The organism is Pontixanthobacter rizhaonensis (genome assembly GCF_012972675.1).
GTDB lineage: Bacteria > Pseudomonadota > Alphaproteobacteria > Sphingomonadales > Sphingomonadaceae > Pontixanthobacter > Pontixanthobacter rizhaonensis.
In genome coordinates this window covers 216152-238667 of sequence record NZ_JABCRE010000003.1, presented here as the reverse complement: position 1 = coordinate 238667, position 22516 = coordinate 216152, and the positions used below count along the sequence as shown (strand labels likewise).

29 protein-coding genes are annotated in these 22516 nt (G+C 56.6%); 18 read left to right on the top strand and 11 right to left on the bottom strand.

Going from position 1 to position 22516, the window contains the following annotated elements:
* The first annotated feature begins 3 nt into the window (after nucleotides 1-3).
* The gene (locus tag HKD42_RS08870; protein WP_170013983.1) at nucleotides 4-810 is read left to right on the top strand and encodes an SDR family NAD(P)-dependent oxidoreductase; all 807 of its coding nucleotides are present in this window, start codon (nucleotides 4-6) and stop codon (nucleotides 808-810) included.
* Between the two features lie 491 nt (nucleotides 811-1301).
* Here HKD42_RS08870 and HKD42_RS08865 read toward each other — a convergent pair whose 3' ends face one another.
* From HKD42_RS08865 to HKD42_RS08850, 4 genes are all read right to left on the bottom strand, one after another.
* Complete coding sequence (locus HKD42_RS08865) at nucleotides 1302-2219, bottom strand: hypothetical protein (protein ID WP_170012575.1); 918 nt, start codon at nucleotides 2217-2219, stop codon at nucleotides 1302-1304.
* An 82-nt stretch (nucleotides 2220-2301) separates the two neighbouring features.
* Nucleotides 2302-2904 (bottom strand): guanylate kinase, encoded by a 603-nt coding sequence (gmk, locus tag HKD42_RS08860; RefSeq protein ID WP_343042387.1) that lies wholly within the window; start codon nucleotides 2902-2904, stop codon nucleotides 2302-2304.
* 150 nt (nucleotides 2905-3054) lie between these two features.
* A complete protein-coding gene (locus tag HKD42_RS08855) occupies nucleotides 3055-3492 on the bottom strand; it encodes a hypothetical protein (RefSeq protein ID WP_170012574.1) in 438 nt (145 codons plus the stop codon).
* A gap of 2 nt (nucleotides 3493-3494) precedes the next feature.
* Nucleotides 3495-3998 carry an SspB family protein gene (locus HKD42_RS08850; protein WP_170012573.1) on the bottom strand — a complete coding sequence of 168 codons (504 nt, stop codon included), beginning with the start codon at nucleotides 3996-3998 and terminating at the stop codon, nucleotides 3495-3497.
* Between the two features lie 85 nt (nucleotides 3999-4083).
* On the opposite strand from HKD42_RS08850, the gene hisB reads away from it, so the two are divergent.
* The 13 genes from hisB to pal all read left to right on the top strand — a co-directional run bounded on the left by hisB (nucleotide 4084) and on the right by pal (nucleotide 12496).
* Nucleotides 4084-4677, top strand: a complete 594-nt coding sequence (hisB, locus tag HKD42_RS08845) for an imidazoleglycerol-phosphate dehydratase HisB (protein ID WP_170012571.1) — start codon at nucleotides 4084-4086, stop codon at nucleotides 4675-4677.
* Entirely contained in the window at nucleotides 4670-5299 is a 630-nt protein-coding gene (hisH, locus tag HKD42_RS08840; RefSeq protein WP_343042287.1) for an imidazole glycerol phosphate synthase subunit HisH, read from the top strand. The genes hisB and hisH overlap by 8 nt, the downstream gene beginning before the upstream one ends.
* Nucleotides 5296-6024: a 1-(5-phosphoribosyl)-5-[(5-phosphoribosylamino)methylideneamino]imidazole-4-carboxamide isomerase gene (hisA, locus tag HKD42_RS08835; RefSeq protein WP_170012568.1), complete on the top strand. Its 729-nt coding sequence runs from the start codon at nucleotides 5296-5298 to the stop codon at nucleotides 6022-6024. Before hisH ends, hisA begins: the two co-directional genes overlap by 4 nt.
* Nucleotides 6024-6785: an imidazole glycerol phosphate synthase subunit HisF gene (gene hisF / locus HKD42_RS08830; RefSeq protein ID WP_170012566.1), complete on the top strand. Its 762-nt coding sequence runs from the start codon at nucleotides 6024-6026 to the stop codon at nucleotides 6783-6785. The genes hisA and hisF overlap by 1 nt, the downstream gene beginning before the upstream one ends.
* 107 nt (nucleotides 6786-6892) lie before the next feature.
* Nucleotides 6893-7087 carry a PEP-CTERM sorting domain-containing protein gene (locus HKD42_RS08825; protein WP_170012564.1) on the top strand — a complete coding sequence of 65 codons (195 nt, stop codon included), beginning with the start codon at nucleotides 6893-6895 and terminating at the stop codon, nucleotides 7085-7087.
* Nucleotides 7088-7147: 60 nt separating this feature from the next.
* Complete coding sequence (locus tag HKD42_RS08820) at nucleotides 7148-7483, top strand: phosphoribosyl-ATP diphosphatase (protein ID WP_170012562.1); 336 nt, start codon at nucleotides 7148-7150, stop codon at nucleotides 7481-7483.
* The gene (locus tag HKD42_RS08815) at nucleotides 7483-7863 is read left to right on the top strand and encodes an HIT domain-containing protein (protein ID WP_170012560.1); all 381 of its coding nucleotides are present in this window, start codon (nucleotides 7483-7485) and stop codon (nucleotides 7861-7863) included. Before HKD42_RS08820 ends, HKD42_RS08815 begins: the two co-directional genes overlap by 1 nt.
* Nucleotides 7864-7962: 99 nt before the next feature.
* Nucleotides 7963-8421: a YbgC/FadM family acyl-CoA thioesterase gene (locus HKD42_RS08810; protein WP_170012558.1), complete on the top strand. Its 459-nt coding sequence runs from the start codon at nucleotides 7963-7965 to the stop codon at nucleotides 8419-8421.
* The gene (gene tolQ, locus HKD42_RS08805) at nucleotides 8418-9128 is read left to right on the top strand and encodes a protein TolQ (protein WP_170012556.1); all 711 of its coding nucleotides are present in this window, start codon (nucleotides 8418-8420) and stop codon (nucleotides 9126-9128) included. Before HKD42_RS08810 ends, tolQ begins: the two co-directional genes overlap by 4 nt.
* A complete protein-coding gene (locus HKD42_RS08800; RefSeq protein WP_170012554.1) occupies nucleotides 9128-9610 on the top strand; it encodes an ExbD/TolR family protein in 483 nt (160 codons plus the stop codon). The genes tolQ and HKD42_RS08800 overlap by 1 nt, the downstream gene beginning before the upstream one ends.
* A 12-nt stretch (nucleotides 9611-9622) precedes the next feature.
* Nucleotides 9623-10477, top strand: coding sequence for an energy transducer TonB (locus HKD42_RS08795; RefSeq protein ID WP_170012552.1), 855 nt, complete (start codon nucleotides 9623-9625; stop codon nucleotides 10475-10477).
* Nucleotides 10478-10480: 3 nt separating this feature from the next.
* Entirely contained in the window at nucleotides 10481-11872 is a 1392-nt protein-coding gene (tolB, locus tag HKD42_RS08790; RefSeq protein ID WP_170012550.1) for a Tol-Pal system beta propeller repeat protein TolB, read from the top strand.
* A 111-nt stretch (nucleotides 11873-11983) separates the two neighbouring features.
* Nucleotides 11984-12496: a peptidoglycan-associated lipoprotein Pal gene (gene pal, locus HKD42_RS08785; RefSeq protein WP_170012548.1), complete on the top strand. Its 513-nt coding sequence runs from the start codon at nucleotides 11984-11986 to the stop codon at nucleotides 12494-12496.
* 45 nt (nucleotides 12497-12541) lie between these two features.
* Here pal and HKD42_RS08780 read toward each other — a convergent pair whose 3' ends face one another.
* A complete protein-coding gene (locus tag HKD42_RS08780; protein WP_170012546.1) occupies nucleotides 12542-12691 on the bottom strand; it encodes a hypothetical protein in 150 nt (49 codons plus the stop codon).
* A gap of 184 nt (nucleotides 12692-12875) precedes the next feature.
* On the opposite strand from HKD42_RS08780, the gene HKD42_RS08775 reads away from it, so the two are divergent.
* Complete coding sequence (locus HKD42_RS08775) at nucleotides 12876-13412, top strand: DnaJ domain-containing protein (RefSeq protein WP_170012544.1); 537 nt, start codon at nucleotides 12876-12878, stop codon at nucleotides 13410-13412.
* Nucleotides 13413-13418: 6 nt separating this feature from the next.
* The gene (locus HKD42_RS08770) at nucleotides 13419-13949 is read left to right on the top strand and encodes an NADPH-dependent FMN reductase (protein ID WP_170012542.1); all 531 of its coding nucleotides are present in this window, start codon (nucleotides 13419-13421) and stop codon (nucleotides 13947-13949) included.
* 30 nt (nucleotides 13950-13979) lie between these two features.
* Here HKD42_RS08770 and HKD42_RS08765 read toward each other — a convergent pair whose 3' ends face one another.
* Genes HKD42_RS08765 through HKD42_RS08755 form a run of 3 tightly spaced genes read right to left on the bottom strand, consistent with a single transcriptional unit; the run spans nucleotide 13980 to nucleotide 17002 of the window.
* Entirely contained in the window at nucleotides 13980-14747 is a 768-nt protein-coding gene (locus HKD42_RS08765) for an SDR family NAD(P)-dependent oxidoreductase (protein WP_170012540.1), read from the bottom strand.
* Nucleotides 14748-14764: 17 nt separating this feature from the next.
* Entirely contained in the window at nucleotides 14765-15667 is a 903-nt protein-coding gene (locus tag HKD42_RS08760) for an ATP-grasp domain-containing protein (RefSeq protein WP_246236935.1), read from the bottom strand.
* A 3-nt stretch (nucleotides 15668-15670) separates the two neighbouring features.
* Nucleotides 15671-17002, bottom strand: coding sequence for a cystathionine gamma-synthase family protein (locus tag HKD42_RS08755; RefSeq protein WP_170012538.1), 1332 nt, complete (start codon nucleotides 17000-17002; stop codon nucleotides 15671-15673).
* A 319-nt stretch (nucleotides 17003-17321) separates the two neighbouring features.
* Between HKD42_RS08755 and HKD42_RS08750 the strand changes: the two genes are divergently transcribed.
* Nucleotides 17322-18059, top strand: coding sequence for a DNA/RNA non-specific endonuclease (locus HKD42_RS08750; protein ID WP_170012536.1), 738 nt, complete (start codon nucleotides 17322-17324; stop codon nucleotides 18057-18059).
* A gap of 10 nt (nucleotides 18060-18069) precedes the next feature.
* Here the strand turns inward: HKD42_RS08750 and HKD42_RS08745 are convergent, their stop codons facing one another.
* Nucleotides 18070-19494, bottom strand: a complete 1425-nt coding sequence (locus HKD42_RS08745) for an SLC13 family permease (protein ID WP_170012534.1) — start codon at nucleotides 19492-19494, stop codon at nucleotides 18070-18072.
* A 139-nt stretch (nucleotides 19495-19633) separates the two neighbouring features.
* On the opposite strand from HKD42_RS08745, the gene HKD42_RS08740 reads away from it, so the two are divergent.
* The gene (locus tag HKD42_RS08740) at nucleotides 19634-21025 is read left to right on the top strand and encodes a CCXG family PEP-CTERM protein (RefSeq protein ID WP_170012532.1); all 1392 of its coding nucleotides are present in this window, start codon (nucleotides 19634-19636) and stop codon (nucleotides 21023-21025) included.
* Between the two features lie 86 nt (nucleotides 21026-21111).
* Here the strand turns inward: HKD42_RS08740 and infC are convergent, their stop codons facing one another.
* Nucleotides 21112-21633: a translation initiation factor IF-3 gene (gene infC / locus HKD42_RS08735; protein ID WP_170012530.1), complete on the bottom strand. Its 522-nt coding sequence runs from the start codon at nucleotides 21631-21633 to the stop codon at nucleotides 21112-21114.
* Nucleotides 21634-21768: 135 nt separating this feature from the next.
* Nucleotides 21769-22473, bottom strand: a complete 705-nt coding sequence (gene pdeM / locus HKD42_RS08730) for a ligase-associated DNA damage response endonuclease PdeM (protein WP_170012528.1) — start codon at nucleotides 22471-22473, stop codon at nucleotides 21769-21771.
* Nucleotides 22474-22516 lie beyond the last annotated feature (43 nt).

Here is a 22516-nt window from a genome sequence, read left to right as displayed (position 1 = left end):
ATGATGAATTTGAAAGATCTGTTCGGCCTGGAAGGCAAAGTGGCTCTGGTAACGGGCGGCTCACGCGGCATCGGCAAAATGATTGTCGAAGGTTTGTTGGAGGCGGGCTGCGCGAAAGTGTACATCGTCGCGCGTAAGAAAGAACAAGTCGATGCCACCGCCGCTGAGCTCGGCGATAAAGTGATCGGCATGACGGGCGATCTGTCGCAATTGGACGGTATCCAGCAACTGGCAGATGATCTGGCAGCGCGCGAGGATAAGCTTGATCTGCTGGTCAACAATGCCGGTGCTGCATGGGGCGAACCGTTTAAGGATTTCTCCGAAGCGGGTTGGGACCGGACAATGGATTTGAACGTCAAAACACCGTTCTTCCTGACCCAAAAACTGCATGGTCTTTTGAAGGCTGCTGGCACGCCCGAGCGGCCTGCCAAAGTGCTGATGATCGCCAGCATTGACGGGATGAAGAGCAACCCTTGGCCAACCTATCCCTATCAAGCATCCAAAGCGGGTCTTATCCACTTGACCCGCCGGATGGCAGCGGAGCTGGTGGGCGATAATATCATCGTCAACGGCATCGGCCCCGGCGCATTCCCCAGTGAAATGAACAAGGCCGCGCGCGATCAGGAAGAACTGGTCAAGCGCAGTATCCCGTCGCGCCGTGTCGGTGTGACGGAAGATATGGCGGCAGGCGCGATTTACCTGCTCAGCCGTGCGGGCGATTACGTAGTCGGCACGACAATCCCTATTGATGGCGGCGTGGTAAACGCAAATATCGGCGCAGGAAACTTCGTCGATCCATCGGGGCAATAGTAACGCCCAAAACGAGATGACCCGATCAAAAGATGAGGAGGGCCGCCGGAGCGATCTGGCGGCCTTTTTCATATGTTTTGGCAGAGGGTAGGCAGCGATAAGGTGACAAAGTTGACACTGTGTCAACTTCGTTTTGGGCATATTTAGCACAATAAGTCAGATGCTTAGCGGCCCGCCGCGAAGTTGACACATTGCGACGGAGAAGGTGAGTGTTGGCGCCACGAATGCACCCACAGCCCGCATCATTCCCGCAAAAGCGGGGACCCAGTGCAGCATAGTGCCAACCGCCCTAGATTCCCGCCTGCGCGGGAATGACGAAGAGTGGAGGCAGCGGTCATCAACGATTGGAAAGAGCGCGTGGGTTCTATCGTAGCGGATTGAAGTAGGACATTGATTTGTGCGTTTACGAGAAACGGCGGACTGGCTGCTTTTATGATCAGGAATATTGCCTCGAATGTCCGATTGTGGTGTGAAAGCGGACGCTGATCCGCTTAGGAAATAGTGAAGCTCTCAACGATGCTTATCGATTGAACGCGCCACTCGTTCATGTAGGTAGATCCTTTGATCGTGATGTGTTTTGGGTTCGGCCCAAGCTCATGCTCTCCTACGGTGGCAGTGAAGCAATCGTAGGCGTCGCCAGTGCAATTTTCCGAACTGACAGCATCAATCTCATGAAGTTTCAGCTCGTTTAGAAAAGCCCTTATGTCACTTTGGCATTCTTCGCCGTCATAAGTGGAGCACGAAAGATCATAAGATAGTGGGCCTTCGCGTCCTGCTTCATCGATCGCCAGCGAGAGAAGGATGGCGAGGTCTCGTGCGTCTAAAACGCTATCGCTGACCGGAAAATATGACCGAGTGTGATTGGCAGGAACTTCATCGCACATTCTTCCTCGAAAGTCGTCCCAATCGAAGTTGTCCTTCTGGAAAATTGGTCCTTCAACTCCGTACCTCGGCGACACATCAACGGAGCTTATCGTTCCGTCATCATTGAAAGAGATTTCATACCTCTCGCTTCTACACAATCCAAAGGCAGAGCCCCAAGGTTCGGGTCTAGCGAAAAGGGTGACGCGGTGCATCGGGTCATCGTCCGCTGAGTAGTACTGCCATCTGTCTTGATGTCGGTCGACAAAGCCGATCCTAGAGTACAGAGCACCCACAAGCCGCTTGGAGAGGCTCTCGTCGCTTTCGTACTTGAGATCGGCGAACACAAAACGGCCCTCAACAGGCCGGTATCCTGCAGGCGCTTCTACGGCACGCTGTTCAAATGAAGTCGACCGAAATTTTTCCCAATTCGGTTCAACATAGTCATAATCATCGCCGACCATTGATGGGGTAGACACTTTTTCACAACCGGGCGTGGTCGTAACAATCGCCATAAGAAGGAATGAAACTAAGTTTGGCTTGTGCATTACTGTATTTTGCCAAGCTTTTGTAAAGTCCGCAATTGGGTCGTTAGCAGACGGTCCGCTTATTCCGAAAACTAATCAAACCCTACCCCATCAATTCCCGCACAAACGGGATTAGCCCGGTCTGGCGTGTGCGTTTGCGGCGTTCAGCGTGGAGGATCTCGCGGACTTTTACGAAGCAGGCATCGACATCGTCATTGACGACCACGTAATCATATTCCGCCCAATGGCTGATTTCACCGCGGGCGCGGGCCATGCGGTCGTCGATCACGGTTTGGCTGTCTTGTGCGCGGCTTTCGAGGCGCTTGCGTAATTCGGTCAGGCTGGGCGGCAGCAAGAATACGCTGACCACGTCTTGCTGGTCTTTTTGATACAGTTGCTGCGTGCCTTGCCAATCAATATCGAACAGGAAATCCTGCCCTTCTTTCAAACCCTTGCGGATATAGCCTTTGGGTGTGCCGTAGCGGTGATTGAACACGTGTGCCCATTCGTAAAAATCGTCTTTCTCGATCATCGCATCGAATTCGGCATCGCTGACGAAGTGATAATCGATCCCGTCCATCTCCCCCGGACGCGGCGGACGGGTGGTGGCCGAAACCGACAATTTGATATGTTCATCAGCGGTCAGCAACATTTGCGACATGGTGGTTTTGCCCGCGCCCGATGGGGAGGACAGGATGAACATCATCCCGCGACGTTCAAGGTCAGGGCGCTCAAGGTGGGAGCGTTCAGGGTTTGGGCGTCCAGGGTTCGGGCGCGGGTTGGGGTCTGTTTGGGCCATGGCCGCTCATGGCGCAGGGCGGGTTAAAAAATCAAGAGGGCGTGACGGCAAATCGAATTATTCGCCAGCGCCCGCATCCGGACCAGTGTTTGGACCTGCGTCTTGAAGCGTATCAGGCAGCCTGCGGTTTGCGGCGCGTTGCCGGTCCTTGCGCTGTCCGCCGCGATCAAAGACATATTTGACCAGCAGGCCGCCCGCAATCACGGCTGCGCCCGGCACCGATTTTGCGGCAAATCCGGCAATTTTCTTGGACGACAAAGTTTTGAGTTTGCCGGGCTTTTTGGCTGGCGTCTTGGTTGTATTATCGCTGTCTGGATGGATGCCCAGAACCGCTTGGTCCACAATCTTGGTAAGCGCCTGTGTGCCTGCTTGCATCACGATCGCCCCAAGCACCAACCGTAATGTTGATGCCGGGTCAGGTAGGGTGGGGTGCCCCGTTTCTGCAGCGTTATCTGGGGCCGCCGCGTGATCTGTGATTGGCTTTGTTTCAGCCATACCTACTTTTTGCGGCCGAAATCGACGCTAACAACGTTCGATCCGTCTTCGCTTTGCGCAATGGCGCTCAAATCACGGCTATCGCTGCCGTCATTTTCGGCATCATCATGCGGCTCTGGCGCCATATCGGCAACGGTGGCTTGGAATTGCAGGCCGAAATCAACCGCCGGATCAACAAATGCAGTGATCGCAGCGTAGGGAACATCCAGCTTGGCAGGAATGGCATTGAAGGTCAGTCCGACGGTAAAGCCTTCTTCATCCACGCCCAGATCCCAGAACTTGTTCTGCAACACGATGGTCATTTCGTCAGGGAATCGTTCCCGCAGGCTGTCAGGGATGGAAACCCCCGGCGCACCCGTTTTGAAGGTTATGTAGAAATGGTGGTTACCGGGAAGCTCGCTGCCGGAATCGACAATTTCGCCCAGAACGCGGCCAACGACAGCGCGCAAGGCTTCCTGCACAATATCGTCATAGGGGATCAGGCTGTCGGCTGTTTCTTCAGTCATAATGTTTCGCTAGGTGGCGGGGCAAATGCGCAGGGTCAACCCTCAAAGCCTTGCACCAGCGAAAAGGCTGCGTATAGCCCACTTTATGCGCACCGCCCGAATAGAACGTAACACCGCCGAAACGAAGATTCTGGTCGAGATCAATCTCGATGGAACTGGCGCCTATGATGTTTCCACCGGCATCGGTTTCCTTGACCATATGGTGGAACAGTTCAGCCGCCATTCGCTGATTGACGTAACGATGAAGATCGATGGCGATCTGCACGTGGATCAGCACCATACCACCGAAGATAGCGCGCTGGCGCTGGGTCAGGCCCTGTCTCAGGCGATGGGCGATAAGGCGGGTATCGGCCGCTATGGCCAAGCATTTTCACCGATGGACGAGACGCTGGCACGGGTGGCGCTTGATATCTCAGGCCGCCCTTATTGTGTGTTCAAGGCTGGTTTCAGCCAGGAAAAACTGGGCGAATGGGATACCGAACTGATCCAGCATTGGTTCGAATCTATTGCGCAAACCGCTGGTATCACGCTGCATATTGAATTGCTGTATGGTTCCAATAATCACCACATTTGCGAAGCCATCTATAAAGGTTTCGCACGGGCCATGCGCTCCGGTGTCGAATTGGATGCGCGCAAGGGCGGCGCGATTCCCAGTACAAAGGGCCAGCTCGGTGGCTGAGAAAATCGCGCTGATTGATTACGGTGCGGGCAATCTTCATTCGGTTCACAATGCCTTGAAAGCGGCTGGCGCAGAGGGTGTGATAATCACATCCGCTGCTGATGTGGTGCGCGGGGCGGACCGGATCGTTTTGCCCGGTGTCGGCTCTTTCAAAGCCTGTGCGGAAGGTTTGCGCGGGCTCGATGGCGTGGTCGAGGCAATGACCGAGCGCGTCCATGAAGGCGGCATTCCGTTTTTGGGTATTTGTGTCGGTATGCAATTGCTCGCCGCGCGCGGGCTGGAACATGGCGAGACAGCCGGTCTGGGCTGGGTGCCGGGGGAAGTGCGCGCAATCAAAACCACCGATCCGGCGATCAAGGTACCGCATATGGGCTGGAACGATGTTGCGTTATCGGCGGCTGCCCGAACAGATACATTGATTGAGACCGGCGAGGCGTATTTCCTGCATTCCTATCATTTCGCCGCAGATGATCCGCAGCATATTGCAGCGATGACCGATCATGGTGGGCGCTTGGTTGCAGCGGTGGCCAAGGACACTATGCTGGGCGTGCAATTTCACCCTGAGAAGAGCCAGGCTTACGGGCTTGGTTTGCTGTCTCGTTTTCTGGAGTGGGCTCCATGATTGTATTTCCCGCGATTGATTTGAAAGCAGGCCAAGTGGTCCGTCTGGCCGAAGGCGATATGGACCGCGCGACCGTATATGGCGACAATCCGGCGGCGCAGGCGATGCTGTTTGCCGAAGCGGGCGCAGAGCATTTGCACGTCGTCGATCTGGACGGCTCCTTTGCCGGCAGCGCGCAAAACCGCGCCGCGGTTGAGGCAATTATCGCTGAATTTCCAGGCCATATTCAATTGGGCGGCGGTATCCGGACGCCTGAGGATGTAGAGGGCTGGTTCGATGCCGGTGTCGCACGGATCGTGATCGGCACGGCGGCGCTCAAAAATCCGCAATTCGTCAAAGATATGGCGCGCGCCTATGAAGGCGGAATTGTTGTGGCCGTTGATGCGCGCGACGGAATGGTCGCGACCGATGGCTGGGCTGAAGTATCCAATGTTTCCATCGTCGATATGGCGCGGCGCTTTGAAGATGCGGGCGTTGCCAGCTTGCTGTTCACAGATATTGGCCGCGATGGAATGCTGAAAGGCTGCAATATCGAGGCGACCGTGGATCTGGCACAGCAAACCGATTTGCCGGTTATCGCCAGCGGCGGGGTCAAGGGGCTGGATGATATTCACATCCTTTCCTTGCAAGCCGATCAGGGGATCGAAGGCGTGATTACTGGCCGTGCATTATATGACGGGCGGCTGGATCTGGCGGCGGCACTGGCAATGGCGGCGCGCGGATAATGACTGTCCGCGTGCGTGTGATCCCCTGTCTCGACGTGGCGGATGGCCGCGTGGTTAAAGGCGTCAATTTTGTCGATCTGCGCGATGCGGGCGATCCGGTTGAGCAAGCGCAAGCCTATGATGCGGCGGGCGCGGATGAGCTGTGCTTCCTCGATATTTCAGCGACGCATGAAGGGCGCGGAACGTTGCTGGATGTGGTGAAACGCACGGCCGAGGTCTGCTTTATGCCGCTGACCGTAGGCGGCGGGGTGGCTTCTGTCGAAGATGCGCGGGCGTTGCTGCTGGCCGGGGCAGACAAAGTCGCCATCAACAGCGCAGCGGTTAAACGGCCCGAAGTCATCGCAGAGATCGCCGCCAGATTTGGCAGCCAATGCGTCGTTGCATCGGTTGACGCCAGACGGACTGCACCCGGTAAATGGGAAATATTTACGCATGGCGGGCGCAAGCCAACCGGTATTGACGCACTGGAACACGCCAAACGTTGCGCTGATCTGGGCGCGGGGGAACTGCTCGTCACATCAATGGACGGGGACGGGACAAAAGCGGGGTATGATCTGGAACTGACCCGCGCGATTGCTGATGTGGTGAGTATTCCGGTGATTGCCAGCGGCGGTGTCGGCACGCTGGATCATCTGGTGGAAGGCGTAATAAAAGGCGGTGCGAGCGCGGTTTTGGCAGCGTCAATCTTTCACTTTGGCCAGCATACGATCGGCGAAGCCCATGCTGCATTGCGGGCCGCAGGGCTTCCTGCAAGAGGCTGAAAAACAGAAGTTTTCGGCGTTAAGTAAATTGATGTCTGTGGTTCCAAAACGGGACGACATGACCGCAGAGCTTGTAGAATCGCGGTGTGTCCGGCTTTGGGACTGTTATGCGATATCTGCTTCTCCTCATTTTGGTTTTATTGGCCAGTCCGGCTTTGGCACAAAATACTGTGACCACAGGTACGCCAATCTCTGAACCCAGCAATATGGCGCTGTTCGGGCTCGGTTTGGTCGGGCTGATCATTGGCCGCTACGTGTCAAAGCACCGTAATGCGGATGATAGCGAGACCGGCGACGAATAATCCGCCTGCTGCCCAGCCAGCCATTGACGCTGGTTTAGGGCCCATCCATGACGCTTGGCTATGGATACTCTGACCCGTCTCGAAGAAACGATCGCTGCCCGTAAGGGGGCAGACCCTTCCACCAGCTATGTCGCCCAGCTTCATGCCAAGGGAACACCCATTATCGCCCGGAAATTGGGCGAGGAAGCAGTCGAGGCTGTGGTTGCGGCATTGGCAGAGGATCGTGACGAGCTGGTTGGTGAGGCCGCCGATGTGATTTTTCACCTGATGGTTTTGCTCAATAATAAAGAGATTACTCTGGCTGAAGTCATGGCAGAGCTGGACCGCCGAGACGGTGTTTCTGGTATCGACGAAAAGGCCAGCCGGTCTGCCAATTCCGCGAAAGGAGCTGCGTAATGCCGATCGATGCAACCTCGCCGTATGATGACGAGAATATTTTTGCGAAGATCCTGCGCGGGGAAATTCCGTCGACCACGCTATATGACGATGAATGGGCGTATGCGTTTCCGGACATCAACCCGCAAGCCAAGCTGCACGTTCTGGTAATCCCGAAAGGGCGTTATGTCAGTTGGGATGATTTCTCGGCCAAGGCATCCGATGCAGAGATCGCCGGTTTTATCCGCGCCGTTGGCACAGTCGCGCGGCAGCATAATTTGGTGGAACCCGGTTACCGGCTGCTGGCCAACATAGGGCCGCATGGCGGCCAGGAAGTGCCGCATTTGCATGTGCATTTGTTTGGCGAAGAACCGCTTGGTCCGATGATTGCGCGCCGATAGGCGGCATTGCCGTCTCCGGTGGGCGCAAATACGGCACATATCGCCGGTAGATGCGCATAGTGCTTGCCGCGCGATTCCTGCCTGCGCTATGCGGTGCATATGACCATTCAGCCACATCCGCCCGGCGGCATTTTCGATGGCACGCTGCATCTGTACGCGGTGCGGGTGTATTATGAAGATACCGATCTGTCGGGTATCGTCTATCACGCCAACTATCTGCGCTGGTTTGAACGCGCGCGTTCGGATGTGCTGCGGATGCTGGATATTGATCAGCGCGCCGCCATCGAGGCGGGTGAGGGGGCCTATGCGGTTGCCGGCATTGATCTCCAATATTTGCGCCCGGCCAAACTGGATGATGATGTGGTGATCCACACGCGCTGCACGCAGCTCAAGGCCGCAAGTGTAATCATGCACCAGCGCGCAATAAGAGGTTCAGAATTGTTGTGCGAAGCCCGATTGCGCGTGGGCTTTGTCGCACCCAGCGGCCGCCCGACCCGCCAGCCGCAGCCATGGCGCGATGCCTTTATGACTATCCTCTCACAAGAAGAGACTGAATGACCGATCTTTCATTGCTTGCTGTTGCCGCCGCCGGACCAACCCGGCTTGATCCGCTGGAGCTGTTCCTTGACGCAGATATTGTCGTCCAGGCGGTAATGGCGGGCTTAATCCTTGCCAGTATCTGGGTGTGGACCATCATTGTCAGCTTCACTCTGCGCCTGTCCGGTATCCGGAAAAGGTGCGAAAAATTTGAAGCGGAATTTTGGAAGGCCGATGATTTTGACCGTCTGGTGAAAGAAAAATCGAAAGAAAACATTCCCTCTGCCCGCGTTGCCGCCGCTGGCATTGCCGAATGGCGGCGGTCTGTACTGCGCAAAGGCGGCCCACTGGAACGTGACGGCACGCGCCAGCGGCTCGCCAGTGTGATGGAAAGCCAGGTCGCGCATGAGGCAGACGGCCTTGCGGATCGTTTGAATTTCTTGGCAACTACCGGCTCGGTTGCTCCCTTTGTCGGCCTGTTCGGTACCGTATGGGGCATCATGAACAGCTTCTTCCAGATCGGCGCGCAGGAAAATAGCTCTCTCGCGGTGGTCGCGCCGGGTATTTCGGAAGCCCTGTTTGCCACCGCCATCGGCCTGTTCGCGGCGATCCCGGCGGTGATTGCCTATAACCGGTTCAGCCACGGGGTGAATTCTTTGGAAGCCAAGATGCAGCGTTTTGCCGACCGGTTCCATTCCAGCCTTAGCCGGGAACTGGAGCGGGTCTGATGGGCGCGAGTGTCTCTGCTTCCGGTCGCCGTGGCGGCGGCAGGCGTAGCAAGCGTGCGCCAATGGCGGAAATCAATGTCACGCCCTTTGTTGATGTGATGCTGGTTCTGCTGATTATTTTCATGGTCACCGCGCCGTTGCTAGCATCGGGTGTGCCGGTGGAATTGCCCGATAGCCGCGCTGCCGCTCTGCCCGAAGAACGCGATCCGGTGACGATTGTGGTTGCATCGGACGGCGTGATTTATCTCGATAATGAACCGCTACCGCCCGGCGTTCTACCTGCGCGGCTGACGGCGATCCGCCCCGGTGCTGACGGGAAATTACCCGCAATTACTTTGCGCGCCGACCAAACGCTCGATTATGGCCGCGTAATGGGCGTGATGGGCGAGCTGAACCGCGCCGGTTTCACGTCCATCCAAATGGTCACCAATGGGTCCGCCGTTCCGCCGCCGGTCATAAGCGGTTCAGGGACGGAGCAATAGTTTTTACATTCTATGGCGACTCATTCCACATCAGGGCACAGGCTCCGAACTGAAGAAATTGCTGGTCTGGGCGCGGCCGTGCTGCTGCATGGGGCATTGCTGGTGGTGCTGCTGGCAAAGCCTGATCCGGTAGTGATTGAGCCAGTGCGAACAGTGACCGTCAGCCTGGCCGATGATGTCGGATTGGAAGCAACTTCGCCAACACCGGTGCAGGAAAGCCGCGCGGCGATTGCGCCCACTTTGTCTGATGATCCCGCGCCGCCGACACCGCTCGATAGCGCAGAAACCGCACCCGCACCCGCGCCTCAACCGGTCGCCACCCGCGCCCCGCCGTCCCCCCCAACCACTACGCGGCGGACGACCCGGCGTACACCGCCTGCTACCCGTCAGCCGCCGCGCCGCCGCCCTGATACTCAGGCCAGTCGCCCGCCGCCGCGCACTCCGCCCGCACCCACGCGGCGTTCCGGCGGAAGCCGCGTCGGCGCTGATTTCTTGCCCGGTTCCGGCGACAGCGCAACGACCGAGGAAACTCGCGCTCCGGCACGCAGTTTCGGGCCAAGCGAGCGGGCGGCTCTGGGGTCTGCAATCCGGCGGCAATTGCGCCCGCATTGGCGCGCGCCGCAGGGAGTTGATGCTGATCAGCTGGTGACTGTTCTTACTTGGGAATTGAACCGCGATGGCTCGCTGAAAGGCACGCCGCGCGTGTTGCGGCAATCCGGGATTACCGATGCGAACCGCGCTCAGGCGGCGCGCCACGCGGAAGTGGCCATACGTGCAGTGCAACTCGCCGCACCGTTTAAGCTGCCGGAGGAATTCTATGATAGGTGGAAACTGGTCCGTGACTGGCAGTTCGATAGAAGGCTTTAGATAATGCGTATTGCATCAATTATTCTGGCGGTTGCGCCTGCGTTTCTGCTCTCTGCTCCGGCTACGGCCCAAGATCTGGGCGCACCTGTTCCAACTTCCGAAGCAGTTGAAACCGTTGACGAGGATTTTGGCCTTTCAGGAAGCGTTACCGATGAAAGCGACTGGCAGGATCTGGGCATTGCAATTGCCCGCTTCGCCACCGACCGCGATGTTGCCACTCCGGCCAGCAGCAGCGGAACAGCTGGCTTGGGTCAGCAATTGGCCGAAGTGGTCTATAACGACCTGCGCAATAATGGCCTGTTCGCGCCCATCGGCCCCGATGCGTTGCCCAATCCCACTTACCCGCAAATCACCGCGCCAAATTGGCCGACATGGTCCAACCGCAGTGCGGAAATGCTGGTGCATGGCTATGTTCGCGCGCGCTCCGATGGCCGCCTGACAGTCGGGTGTTATTTATATGATGTCACCTTGCGCGACGAAATGGCGCGCGCAGGGTGGGTGGTTCCGCCCAGCGATTGGCGCCGCGCGGCGCATAAATGTGCCGATCTGGTCTATTCAAGGCTGACGGGTGAACAGCCATTTCTGGACAGCCGGATCGCTTATATTGCGGAAACCGGGCCGAAGGATAACCGCACCAAACGCCTTGCGATTATGGATAGTGACGGGGCCAATCACCGCTTTATCACTACGGGCCGATCAACTGCACTGACGCCGCGCTATTCACCCGATTACCGCAAGCTGATGTATCTCAGCTATACTGACGGCAATCCGCGCATCTACATCTATGATATCGGTACCGGTCGTCAGACCTTGGTGACAGAGAGCAGCAATCCCACCTTCGCGCCGCGCTGGTCGCCCGATGGCCGGTGGATTCTCTATTCGATGGCTGTTTCCGGCAATACCGACATCTACCGCGTGTCGGCGAATGGCGGACCCAGTGTCCGTCTGACCAATACGCCGGGTATTGATATTGGTGGCTCCTATTCGCCGGATGGCAGCAAGATTGTGTTTGAAAGCGACCGTTCGGGTAGCCAGCAGCTCTATGTGATGAATTCTGACGGCACTAATCAGAAGCGGATTAGTTTTGTTGGCGGGCGCGCGGCGACACCCGAATGGAGCCCGCGCGGCGACCAGATCGCCTTCACCCATATTGCGGGCGATTTCCGGATCGCTGTGATGAGCCCGAATGGCGGTAGTTTGCGCTATTTGACCAATAGCTGGCAGGATGAAGCGCCAACCTGGGCACCCAATGGCCGGATTGTGCAGTTCTTCCGGACAGAGCGCGGTTCAGGGAAAACAGGACTGTGGCAGGTGGATCTGACCGGCCGCAATGAACGCAAATTACCGACTCCGGTGGACGCATCGGATCCCGCCTGGGGGCCAATCCTGCCATGAGGTCCCACCCTATACTGAGACTCCATCCTATACTGATACAGGGCGTGGATCGTTATTGACGCGCCGCATAATCCGTTTGATATCAATTTCTTTAGCGTGAGGAGACGCATCATGAATATCCGTCTTTCGACAATTCTACTACTCGCCGGAACAGCTTCGCTGGCGGCCTGTAAGACGACTGCGCCTGATATATTGCCGCCTGATCCGACGCCAACGACCCAAACCAATCCCAGCGCCGTGACCCCGACCGGACCGATTGTTGGTACGCAAGAGCATTTCGTGAACGGCGTTCAAGGGCAAAATGTCATCTATTTCGACACGGATCGTTACAATATCGACAGTGAAGATGTGCCAGCTTTGCAAAGCCAAGCGCAGTATTTGCTCCGTAATCAGAGCGTGAATATCACACTTGAAGGGCATTGCGACGAGCGCGGGACACGCGAATATAACCTCGCTTTGGGGGAACGCCGCGCCAATGCTGCGAAAAACTATCTGGTAAGTCTGGGTGTTCCAGCCAGCCGTATCCGCACTGTCAGCTATGGCAAAGAACGCCCGATTGCGACCGGATCAAATGCGCAGGCATGGGCACAGAACCGCCGCGCGGTCAGCGTTGTAATCCGCTAAATTTTGTGAAGGGGCGGTCTTACGCGGCCGCCCCAACCAGCCCTATCAGTCGGCGTGGGCAGATATGCTGATCACGGCAGAGCTGGCAGCATTGTTTTGGCGGGCATCGTGAAAATTCCCGACGGCAACCGTCAACGCAAACACTGTCATGGTGAGCGCGGAAACTGTGGCTGAGAAGGAAACTTGCTTGGTCATTTGATGCTTTTCAATTCAGATTGCAGGGCCGTTATAGCGGGCAAATATTAATCCGTTATTGCAATGCAACATTTCACATCGCAACTTTGTTCCCGCTCTTCCAAAACTTTGCAATGATCGCTAGATAGGCAGTCATGCCAATCGGACAAACTGCATCCAGCCGGACCACCGGCCGAGCAACCTCGTGAGCGGTCGTGGCCGCAAGGATAATTGGGGTTTTCCTTCATGGGGCAGCTACGGCAAAAACCGTGATGCTGTTGCCCAGAAAGAATGCGATCGTCACGGCTGTAGCGAGGCGGGCCTATGCCCCGCGCCAAAATCCCCGAACAATCCGGACCGCTGGTATTTCTGCCAGAAACATGCGGCGGAATATAATCGGGGTTGGGACTATTTCGAAGGGCTAGACAAAGAAGCTGCCGCTGAACGCCAGCGGACTGAACAACGCGACGCGGATGCCTATGCCGAAGCATCACATTATGGTTGGGCAGGCGGTTCGGGTGATGGTTCGCGCAGCAAGGATGAAATGCTGGCGCTGGAAATTCTCGAATTGGAAGCTGATGCAGATTTTGATGCGATTAAGAAATCCTTCCGCATCAAAGCCAAAGGGCTGCACCCCGATGTCAATCCGGGCGACAAGGAAGCGGCCAAAGAATTCGAGAAGATTTCGGTTGCCTATGAAGTGCTGAAGCAGGCCGAAGACCGCCGCGTGTGGAAGGGATAAACCAAGATGTCCAAGACCATCCTTGCCTTCGCGGCCAGCAATTCGTCAGTTTCTATCAATCATCAACTGGTCACCTACGCCGCAAGTCTGCTGGGCGATGCTCAGGTGGAAACGCTCGATATCCATGATTTCGAGATGCCGATTTACCGTCACGACCGTGAACAGGCGGATGGCATACCGCAATTGGCACATGATTTCCTCGCGCGGATTGCTGATGCCGACGGATTGATCGTCTCATTTGCAGAGCATAACGGGCTCTATTCCGCAGCTTTCAAAAACCTGTTTGACTGGTGTTCGCGGGTTGGCCGCGATGTGTGGCACAACAAGCCCATGGTTATGCTGGCCACTTCGCCGGGCGGAGGTGGGGCAGCCCGCGTGCTAAACCTTGCGGAGACTGCGGCCCCTCATTTTGGCGGCAATGTCGTGGCATCGCTTTCTGTGCCGAACTTTAATGATGTGTTTGACAGTGACGCTGGCCGTTTAACCGATGCTGATTTGGACGCCCAATTGAAAGCTGCTGTCGCAAAGCTGCCTTAGCGCTGGGCGACGCGGGGTGCGGTCACCCGATCAATTGTCATTCCACCAGGCAACATTGCTGAACGGGCGAATGTCGATTTCATGCGTCCAGCAATTGCGCGGTTGATGGGCAAGGTGCCAATAGGTTTCGGCCACCGCTGCCGGGTCAATCATCCCGTCGTCACCTTTGGACTTCTTGTACGCTTCAAAATGCTCGCCCAGCATTTTGCCCAGCGTATCGGGAGCATCGACGGGCCCATCCACCACAATATGCGCGACATGAATATTCTTAGGGCCAAACTCCGCATTGAGGGTTTGGCACAGCATTCGCCGCCCGCCCATGGCGGATGCATGACTATGTTGACCCGCATTGCCCCTGACTGCGGCGGTGGCCGAGGTAACAATTAACGATCCGCGCCCACGCTTTTCCATGCGCGGCATCAGTGCCGAAGCCAGTCGGAAAGGCGCAAAAGTGGCGAGCCTCCACCCCAGTTCAAAGGCTTTGTAACTGGTATCTGCCAAGTCGCGATTTCCGATCTGCGCGCCCAGATTAAAAACGGCGCATTCAATCGGGCCTATCGCCTGTTCAACATCAGCTACCAAATCCTCTATACTATCGGGCAGCGACGCATCGAGGAGCCTGCCGCTGGCTTCGCCCCCGGCTTCTTCTATGTCATCGACCAGTCGCTGCAGCCCTGCTTCGTCTGATCTGCGCGCAAGCACGGCATGGTAGCCACCGTGCGCGAACCGTTTGCCCACATGGCCGCCAATTCCCGCACCTGCACCAAGGACGAGACATACAGGTTTGCGATCAGCCATGCGGTGTTCCAGTCGTTCTAACTCAGTCGCTTGGCAATAGCAGCGGCCAGCCGTTTGCCCAAATCGGGGCCTTGCACGGGGTATAGAAACGGTTCGATTGCCTCTGCTTCCATCACCATCAACTGCCCGTCATCGGCGCGGAGCATGTCGATCCGGGCGTAGATCGGCGTTTCTCCAGGCATTTTTCTGGCGATGGCTGTCGCTGCCTCTATGTCCATTTCGCTCGGTAAAAATTCCGCTTCCTTCCCGCCATAAAGTGACTGGATACGGTATTCACCCGCGGCAGATGTTTTCAGGATTGCGTGGCTGAATTCGCCATCAATGAAGACAAAGGATAGCTCGCCTTCATTCTGAATGGCGGGAAGGAAGGGTTGCATCATTGCTGGATGCCCCATGCGCCAATCGCTGGCTGGCGGGTTGTCGCGCGCAAACAGATGCTGCCCCATGCCGCCAGCACCAATCTGGCGTTTCACCACCAGCCTGTCACAGTCGAAATGGTCGAAAGCCGCGAGTATTGCCGTACCGTCAGGATCTTCGTTCCATATGGTCGGGATGGTGCGCGCGCCGCGTTCAGCCAATTCCTTGAGATAGGATTTGTCCATGTTCCACCGGACAAGCGATGGCGGATTGCATACCAGTATGCCGGCATTTTCCAGCGCTTCGAGTTTGGCCAGAAACTCGGCAGCGTGATCTTGGTAATCCCATGCGGTCCCCAGCAAAACAGCACTATGGCCAGCGAAGCCCGCCAGTGGCGCACGCCATTCTATCTCCTCCAACGCCATACCGCCTTCTGCAAAGGCCGGGCGCAGTGCTGCCATTTGCAGGTCGTGCTCAAAGGCATCGCCGCGCCGTTCTGCATGGGACGGCATGGTTTCTGGACATGCGAGAAAGCCGATTTTGATGTTGGTTTTTTTGGTCAAGAGTTAAACTGCCGCAAGAGCTTGATCGAAATCCGCAATCAAATCATCCGGATCCTCGATACCGATGGAAATACGTACGAGATTGGGCGTGATGCCGAGCTGAGCTTTCCGCTCGTCTGGCACGGACAGGTGCGTCATGGCCGCCGGACAGCTTGCGAGCGTTTCCGTCCCGCCCAGGCTAACCGCCAGCTTGGCAATTTTCATCGCATCTAGAAAGCGAAACGCCTCCGCCTCTCCGCCCTTCACAAACAGGGAGAACGTGCTGCCCGCGCCGCTGCAATGGCGGTCAAAAATATCCTGCTGGCGGGGATCGTCGATGAAGCCCAGATAGCCCAAGCCATCAACTTTGGGGTGATCCTTCAGGAAAGCGCAGACTTTGGCCGCATTTTCACCAGCGCGCTGCATCCGAAGTTCCACGGTTTCCAGAGAACGCAGCAACATCCAGGCAGTGTTAGGATCGGCAATACCGCCCATCGTATTACGCAGCGCGCGGACGGGGTCCATCCATGACTTCGCGCCGGCGATACTTCCTGCGACAAGATCCGAATGGCCGCCGACATATTTGGTCAGCGAATAGACCACGATGTCTGCGCCGTGATCCAACGGGCGAGACCATAGAGGGCCCAGAAACGTATTGTCGATCGCGATAGGTGTTGCGCTAGCGTCCAGAATGGAATCGCGGGCGGCGCGTACTGCCTCGATATCTACCAGAGCATTTGTGGGATTGGCCGGGCTTTCGAGATAGACCATCGCCACTTTGCCGCCTTGCGCCTCGGCCTGCGCTTTGGCTTGGGTGAGGACGGCATCCAGTTCTTCCCGCGTCGCACCGGCTGCAAAATCAACATAGGTAATGCCAAACTTGCTGAGTGCCTTCGCAACAAACCCTTCGGTTGCGGCATATAGCGGCCCTGAATGAACAATGACGTCGCCCTGATTGCAATAGGCAAGCATCATAACCGTAATCGCAGTCATCCCGCTGGAAAATGACAAGGCATCTTCCGCGCCGTCCCAAATCGCCAGTCGGTCTTCCAAAATTTCCTGATTGGGCCCGTTAAAGCGGGAGTAGACCAAACCATCAGCGCCGCCGGGGCGTTTGCCAGTGATGCCTTCAAAATGGCGTTTACCGGCTGCGGAGTTTTCAAACGCAAATGTCGAGGTGAGGAAAATAGGCGCCTTGAGCGATCCTTCGGATAGGGCAGGGTCATAGCCATGCCCCATCATCAAAGTGCTGGGTTTCAGCGCGCGGCCACCGATCGTTTTGGTTTCTGGCTTTGGCTTGCGGCGCGGGGTTGGCGTATCAACAGCATCGACAGGATTGGGGGTGGAATCGGGCATAATAGCGCATCCTAATCAAACGCCCCTAGGAAGGCAGGGGCGGATATGAATGTGGGCCGCCCGTTCCTAACCTCCGCAGGAACGCATCTGCCCGAGCTTTCAAAGCCGCCATCGTTTAGCGCGCCGCCTGCTGCACATCAACTGGTTGCAAATGAAATTATATGACGGTCTGGAAATTGTCATGCTGCGTGATCCTGATCACTGCGGAGGTCGCTGCTGTCCAGATAGCATGACGCAATAGTCCAATAAGCGGGCAGCCCAAGCATAGTATATTGGCGGGATGGCCGTGGAAATTGGCTTGCTGTGATAGGAGATGGAAATGAATGACCCTTTTCAGATACAACCGGAACTTCGCTATGGCGCGCCAAAATGCGACGAGATTTTGACGGGGCGATATTCTTCTATCGGATATTCGTGGTATTTCCGGCAGGCAAAATGGGCCTTGGAAATTGTTAATCGCAACCGGGAATTGGTGGCTGATCTTCCCGATGTTGAGCGGCTCAATAACTTCCGGGCGGATACCCGAATTCCCCGCCGGTTCAGGGCTGGTTTACGCGCCTATAAAGGCAGCGGATATGATCGCGGACACTTGGTAGCCAGCGCCAATCAAGACCTGCAAAATATCCAGAATAGCGAGACGTTCTTGCTATCAAACATGTCCCCCCAGCATCCGGATTTGAACCGCAGAATTTGGCGGCAGCTGGAGGAAGAAATTCGCAAATTGGATGCCAAAGACAGTATTTTGGAGACTTATGTTCTGACCTGCCCGATTTTCTATTTCGGCAAGGCGGTCGAAACCATCGGTGCAGATTCCAAATATTTCGGTATCGACGTGCCGATCCCCCATGCATTTGTGAAAAGCGTACTCACCGAAAATAAGCGGGGTCAGCTGGACCTGTATACGTTCGAGATGAAGAACGAACGTTTGGACGGTGAGATCGAGGATTATCTCGTCAATACGTATGACATGGAACAGATCGTTGGCGGACGGTTCTGGGACCGGATTAGCGGCGGCGACTTACATGATCAGAAAGGGAAGGTCGCCAAGATGTGGTAAGGGCGGCGGGTCAGGCGATCAACGCCGCCATTCCCCAAACCGCAGCCACAATCAAGAATACGCCGATCAGGTCGAGCACCAGCCCCGCGCCGACCATGCGCTGCAATTTGATCCGGCCGGTTGCCCAAGCAATGGCATTGGGACCGGTTCCGGCGGGCAGCATAAAGCCCCAGCTGGCAGCCAAAGCGGCGGGCATGGCGAGGAGTATCGGATCGACCCCCATCGCCACTGTCAGGCTGGCAACAACGGGGATGATTGCACTGGCCGTGGCGACATTGCTGGCGAATTCTGTGATCAGGATAACCATTGCAACCAGTGCCAGCGCCGCGATCACGAGCGGAACAGCCGATAGTGGCAGTAATGCATCGCCCAGCCATTCAGCAAGGCCAGACGCACCCATTCCGGTTGCCAATGCCAACCCGCCGCCGAACATCATGATGACGCCCCACGGCGCGCGGTCCGCTTCTTGCCAGGACAACAGCTTACGGCCGGTGCCATCGGGCAAGATGAATAATAACAGACTTGCCGCGATGGCAATCGTGCCGTCAGTCAGCGACCCTGCCGGTAGATAAGGCTTGAGCAGCGGTGCGGTCATCCAAAGGCCGAAGGTGATGGCAATAAGCGGGACCAACCGCCGTTCTGGCGCGGTCCATTCACTTTGCGTTTCGATCGAATTGCGGGCGGCCACCACATCAAAAGGATGATCGACCACTTTCTGGGCCTTCGCGATGATGAGCGCGGCAATCGGTACGCCAATGATCACGATAGGAATGCCGTAAAGTGCCCATTCGGCAAAGCTGATTTGCACCCCGATAAGCGAATCCAGCAGCGCAACTGCAATGCCATTGGTGGGCGATCCCACTATTGTGCCAAGCCCGCCAATAGTCGCGGCAAAGGCGATTCCCATGGGCAGTGCTCCGGCTAGACCTTCCTTGTCGTCTGCGACCAGCCCCCCTCCTGCCAACACAGCAAGCGCCATAGGCATCATGATGAGCGAAGTGGATGTGTTGGAGATGAGCATCGACAGAATAGCCGCACTGACCATGAAGGCGAGAAGCAGTCTGGCCCCGCCATGTCTCGTTGCACCCCCGGTGCCGACGGTCTTCAGAATCGCCAGAGACAGCCGCCGGTGCAGCCCCGTCCGCTCAATAGCGAGTGCAATGAAGGCGCCGCCCAGTATCAGGAACAGGATGGGCGCATAATAAGCGCTCGCGGTTTCTTTGGCGGTCATCACCCTGGCAAAAGGCAGTACAATAAAGGGGAGAAGTGCCGTGGCGGTGAGCGGGATTGCCTCGGTCATCCACCATGCGGCCATCCAGACGACCAAACCGGCGACCAGCCATGCTTCTGGCGGCATGGATGCAGGCGCAGGTGTAACAACAGTAATCAAGAAGGCAGCCAGCCCGACTACGAATCCTACCCTTTGCGCGCTCATTCAGAAGTCCCCTGTTCCCGTTCAGTATCGTAAGTTACTGTAAGGCCGCTGTATATGCAGTGTTTTGGCAAAGGCGATGACTTGTTATTCACAAGCAGCCTGTTTTATACATGTCGGCCTGAGACAAGGAGCGGGGATTGTGCGGCTTGTGATGCAAGTACTTGTTGCTGTTACGGCAGCACTTGCTTGTCTGGCATTCTCACCCGGCACGGCCTTTGCGGAATGGCCGGTGCAAAGCTGCAGCCACCGGCACCGTATTCCTGTGACCATCACCGCAACGGGTGGAGGCCATACATCAGAGACTAGGATAGATTTGGTCGATGCCAATTTCCCGGCGAGCTATGCTTTCACAGCTGCTGGGAACGATGTTCGGGTTTTCCGCGCCAATGATCTGACGCCTGTCGATTTTGTCGTCACGGGTTGGGACGGGGCCACGCGCAGTGCGACAATTTATGTTCGTTTACCGACCATACCCAGCGGCACCTCTGAACTCGTTTATATTTACATCGGGGATACGGCGATTGGTTCGGCAGAAACTGCCAGTGCAGTTTTCCCCAATGTCGGTGTCCGGCTGCACAGTAAGATCTCAAGCGCGAATCCAACAAGCCCTGCGACCGCATTGTCGTTCTTCCAATCTGCTGCGGTGGACGTGGACAACAGCGTGCGCCCATCTGTCACTGGCCTAAATAACCGTTCGCTTGGGGGATCCAATTCTAATTTCGGATGGTGCGTAAGCGCCGTGCTCAATGTAACCCCTGCGACAGCTGGCCTTTGGGAATTTCGCTATGGCGGTGATTTCGGGCGCGGCGGGCACCTGTATGTTGCGGGCCAGGAATTGGAAGAACAGTGGAATGACAACCTCTGGTGGGCGGGTAACTACGCCAATACCGGGGAGACATTGGAAGGCAGCATCACTCTTCCAGCGGGCTGGCACCGGTATGAGGCATTGGGTTTTGAAGATTGCTGCGATGGACCGGTTGGGTTTCAAGCGCGGGCTCCTGGCGGGGCCTGGCAAGACCTGTCCTCGAGCAATTTCGATCTGCGTGCCTCGCAATGCGTGGCGGAAACAGCCACAGTTTCGGTTGGTACGGCGGAAAGCTGTGTGATTGATCTGGTCACGACCAAGTCCAGCGTGATTGATGCTTCCAGCTCGTCTAACTTTGCGATCCCCGGTTCGATTGTTCGCTATAATGTGGAGGTTGAAAACCAAGGGCAGGAAGTGGACACCTCGACATTGGTGATAACCGATCTTTTCCCTGCGGAGGTTGCGTTGGTGACGAGCGGTGCAGGCGCATTCGTGTTTACTGACGGGCCGGTTTCATCGGGGCTTAGTTTTACTTACGGAGGGCCGGCCAGCACGACTGACAGTGTGGAATTTTCGGTCGACGGCACGGATTATTCTTATATCCCGGCAAGCCCGGTCGATGCCAGTGTCACGCATGTCCGGTTTCGCCCAACCGGCGCAATGAGCCCCAACCAAGCCGGCAGCAAACCCAGTTTCTCCGTCAGCCTGTTGGGGCAGATACTGTAAACAGCCGTTGATCTTCCGAAGCCAAGCAACCAACAAAAAGGGCGCACATTGCTGCGCGCCCTTCTGATCTGGTATATTTGCAAAGGTTACTTCGGTGACAGTACCATCAGCATCTGGCGCCCTTCCAAGCGCGGGAATGCTTCAACCTTAGCCACTTCGACGGTATCATCCTGCACCCGCTTGAGCAGGTTCATGCCCAATTCCTGGTGCGCCATTTCACGGCCACGGAAGCGCAAAGTCAGTTTCACCTTGTCACCATTGTCGATGAACTTGAAAACGTTACGCATCTTCACATCATAATCATGCGTGTCGATGTTGGGGCGCATTTTGACTTCTTTGATGTCTTGCGTTTTCTGGCTCTTGCGCGCCAGATTGGCTTTCTTCTGCGCTTCAAACCGGTGTTTGCCGACATCGAGAAACTTACACACTGGCGGGTCTGCGTTAGGGGAGACCTCAACGAGATTAAGGCCGACTTCTGCGGCCTGCTCAATCGCTTCGTTAGTGTACATAACGCCGAGGTTTTCACCTTGGTCGTCGATTACGCGAACTTTATCGCTTTGGATGAAATTATCGTAGCGCGGACCGCTCTTGGTGGGCGGGGTGTTCATGCGCCGAGGTGGACGGGCTATGGGGTGTTCTCCTGAATCACTAAATTGATACGCCGTACTTAGGGCGTAAACCGGTGATGCGCTAGGGGGGAATGGCGGAATATTGGCGTGTGTGTATTCAAAGTGACTCTGGCGCTACGCTGCGTGTTTCCAGAGCGGAAACTGCGCCAGCTTCCCGCCCACCGGCAGCACCGCATCGATCCGGTCCGCTGGCTGTAATGCGCGTAAAATGGCAGGGTCTGCCGCATCCATACCGCCGGTAAATGTTCCGAAAGCCGGCAGTATCATCCGCCCGCCGGTTTTCCCGGTGCTGACGACCGCGCATGGCCTGCGGATGCTCCGTTTGCGGATATTGACGCGCAGGCGGGGGTGGAAATGGCCCGACATTTCAGGCCGGGTCTCGCCGGGTTGGGCTTCGTGCCGCAGAATCATTCCGCCCAGCTCCAGCTCTTCTGCAATGGAGCCGCCGGTGCGGGTTTCCATATGCGGCCAGTCCGAGCCAGTGTCGTGGTTGCCGGTGATCCAGACCCAATCCACGGCGCGGGTCAGCGCCGCCAGCATCCCTGCGGCGTGATCCTCCAGCCGGATTGATCCTTCACTGTCATGAAAATTATCGCCCAGCGTGATAACCCGACGCGCGCCCGTTTCGCGAATCGCGGTAGCAACGCGTTCCAGTGTCTCGCGGCTGTCATAGGGCGGGATCATCTGGCCGTGCTGGGCAAAGAAACTGGCTTTCTCCAAATGAAGATCAGCCACCAGAAGGGCGGATTCGCTCGGCCAATAGAGCGCACCCGACTGTGTCAGCGCGAATTCATGATGGGCGAACGAAAGGGGAACCATTCACTTCACTTGCCGCAGCGAACCGATAATGGCAAGCCAGTTC

Coding starts and splice junctions, on each gene's coding strand:
- HKD42_RS08870 (WP_170013983.1), top strand. CDS start 4: ATGAATTTGAAAGATCTGTTCGGCCTGGAAGGCAAAGTGGCTCTGGTA.
- HKD42_RS08865 (WP_170012575.1), bottom strand. CDS start 2,219: ATGCACAAGCCAAACTTAGTTTCATTCCTTCTTATGGCGATTGTTACG.
- gmk (WP_343042387.1), bottom strand. CDS start 2,904: ATGATGTTCATCCTGTCCTCCCCATCGGGCGCGGGCAAAACCACCATG.
- HKD42_RS08855 (WP_170012574.1), bottom strand. CDS start 3,492: ATGGCTGAAACAAAGCCAATCACAGATCACGCGGCGGCCCCAGATAAC.
- HKD42_RS08850 (WP_170012573.1), bottom strand. CDS start 3,998: ATGACTGAAGAAACAGCCGACAGCCTGATCCCCTATGACGATATTGTG.
- hisB (WP_170012571.1), top strand. CDS start 4,084: ATGCGCACCGCCCGAATAGAACGTAACACCGCCGAAACGAAGATTCTG.
- hisA (WP_170012568.1), top strand. CDS start 5,296: ATGATTGTATTTCCCGCGATTGATTTGAAAGCAGGCCAAGTGGTCCGT.
- hisF (WP_170012566.1), top strand. CDS start 6,024: ATGACTGTCCGCGTGCGTGTGATCCCCTGTCTCGACGTGGCGGATGGC.
- HKD42_RS08825 (WP_170012564.1), top strand. CDS start 6,893: ATGCGATATCTGCTTCTCCTCATTTTGGTTTTATTGGCCAGTCCGGCT.
- HKD42_RS08820 (WP_170012562.1), top strand. CDS start 7,148: ATGGATACTCTGACCCGTCTCGAAGAAACGATCGCTGCCCGTAAGGGG.
- HKD42_RS08815 (WP_170012560.1), top strand. CDS start 7,483: ATGCCGATCGATGCAACCTCGCCGTATGATGACGAGAATATTTTTGCG.
- HKD42_RS08810 (WP_170012558.1), top strand. CDS start 7,963: ATGACCATTCAGCCACATCCGCCCGGCGGCATTTTCGATGGCACGCTG.
- tolQ (WP_170012556.1), top strand. CDS start 8,418: ATGACCGATCTTTCATTGCTTGCTGTTGCCGCCGCCGGACCAACCCGG.
- HKD42_RS08800 (WP_170012554.1), top strand. CDS start 9,128: ATGGGCGCGAGTGTCTCTGCTTCCGGTCGCCGTGGCGGCGGCAGGCGT.
- HKD42_RS08795 (WP_170012552.1), top strand. CDS start 9,623: ATGGCGACTCATTCCACATCAGGGCACAGGCTCCGAACTGAAGAAATT.
- tolB (WP_170012550.1), top strand. CDS start 10,481: ATGCGTATTGCATCAATTATTCTGGCGGTTGCGCCTGCGTTTCTGCTC.
- pal (WP_170012548.1), top strand. CDS start 11,984: ATGAATATCCGTCTTTCGACAATTCTACTACTCGCCGGAACAGCTTCG.
- HKD42_RS08780 (WP_170012546.1), bottom strand. CDS start 12,691: ATGACCAAGCAAGTTTCCTTCTCAGCCACAGTTTCCGCGCTCACCATG.
- HKD42_RS08770 (WP_170012542.1), top strand. CDS start 13,419: ATGTCCAAGACCATCCTTGCCTTCGCGGCCAGCAATTCGTCAGTTTCT.
- HKD42_RS08765 (WP_170012540.1), bottom strand. CDS start 14,747: ATGGCTGATCGCAAACCTGTATGTCTCGTCCTTGGTGCAGGTGCGGGA.
- HKD42_RS08755 (WP_170012538.1), bottom strand. CDS start 17,002: ATGCCCGATTCCACCCCCAATCCTGTCGATGCTGTTGATACGCCAACC.
- HKD42_RS08750 (WP_170012536.1), top strand. CDS start 17,322: ATGAATGACCCTTTTCAGATACAACCGGAACTTCGCTATGGCGCGCCA.
- HKD42_RS08745 (WP_170012534.1), bottom strand. CDS start 19,494: ATGAGCGCGCAAAGGGTAGGATTCGTAGTCGGGCTGGCTGCCTTCTTG.
- infC (WP_170012530.1), bottom strand. CDS start 21,633: ATGAACACCCCGCCCACCAAGAGCGGTCCGCGCTACGATAATTTCATC.
- pdeM (WP_170012528.1), bottom strand. CDS start 22,473: ATGGTTCCCCTTTCGTTCGCCCATCATGAATTCGCGCTGACACAGTCG.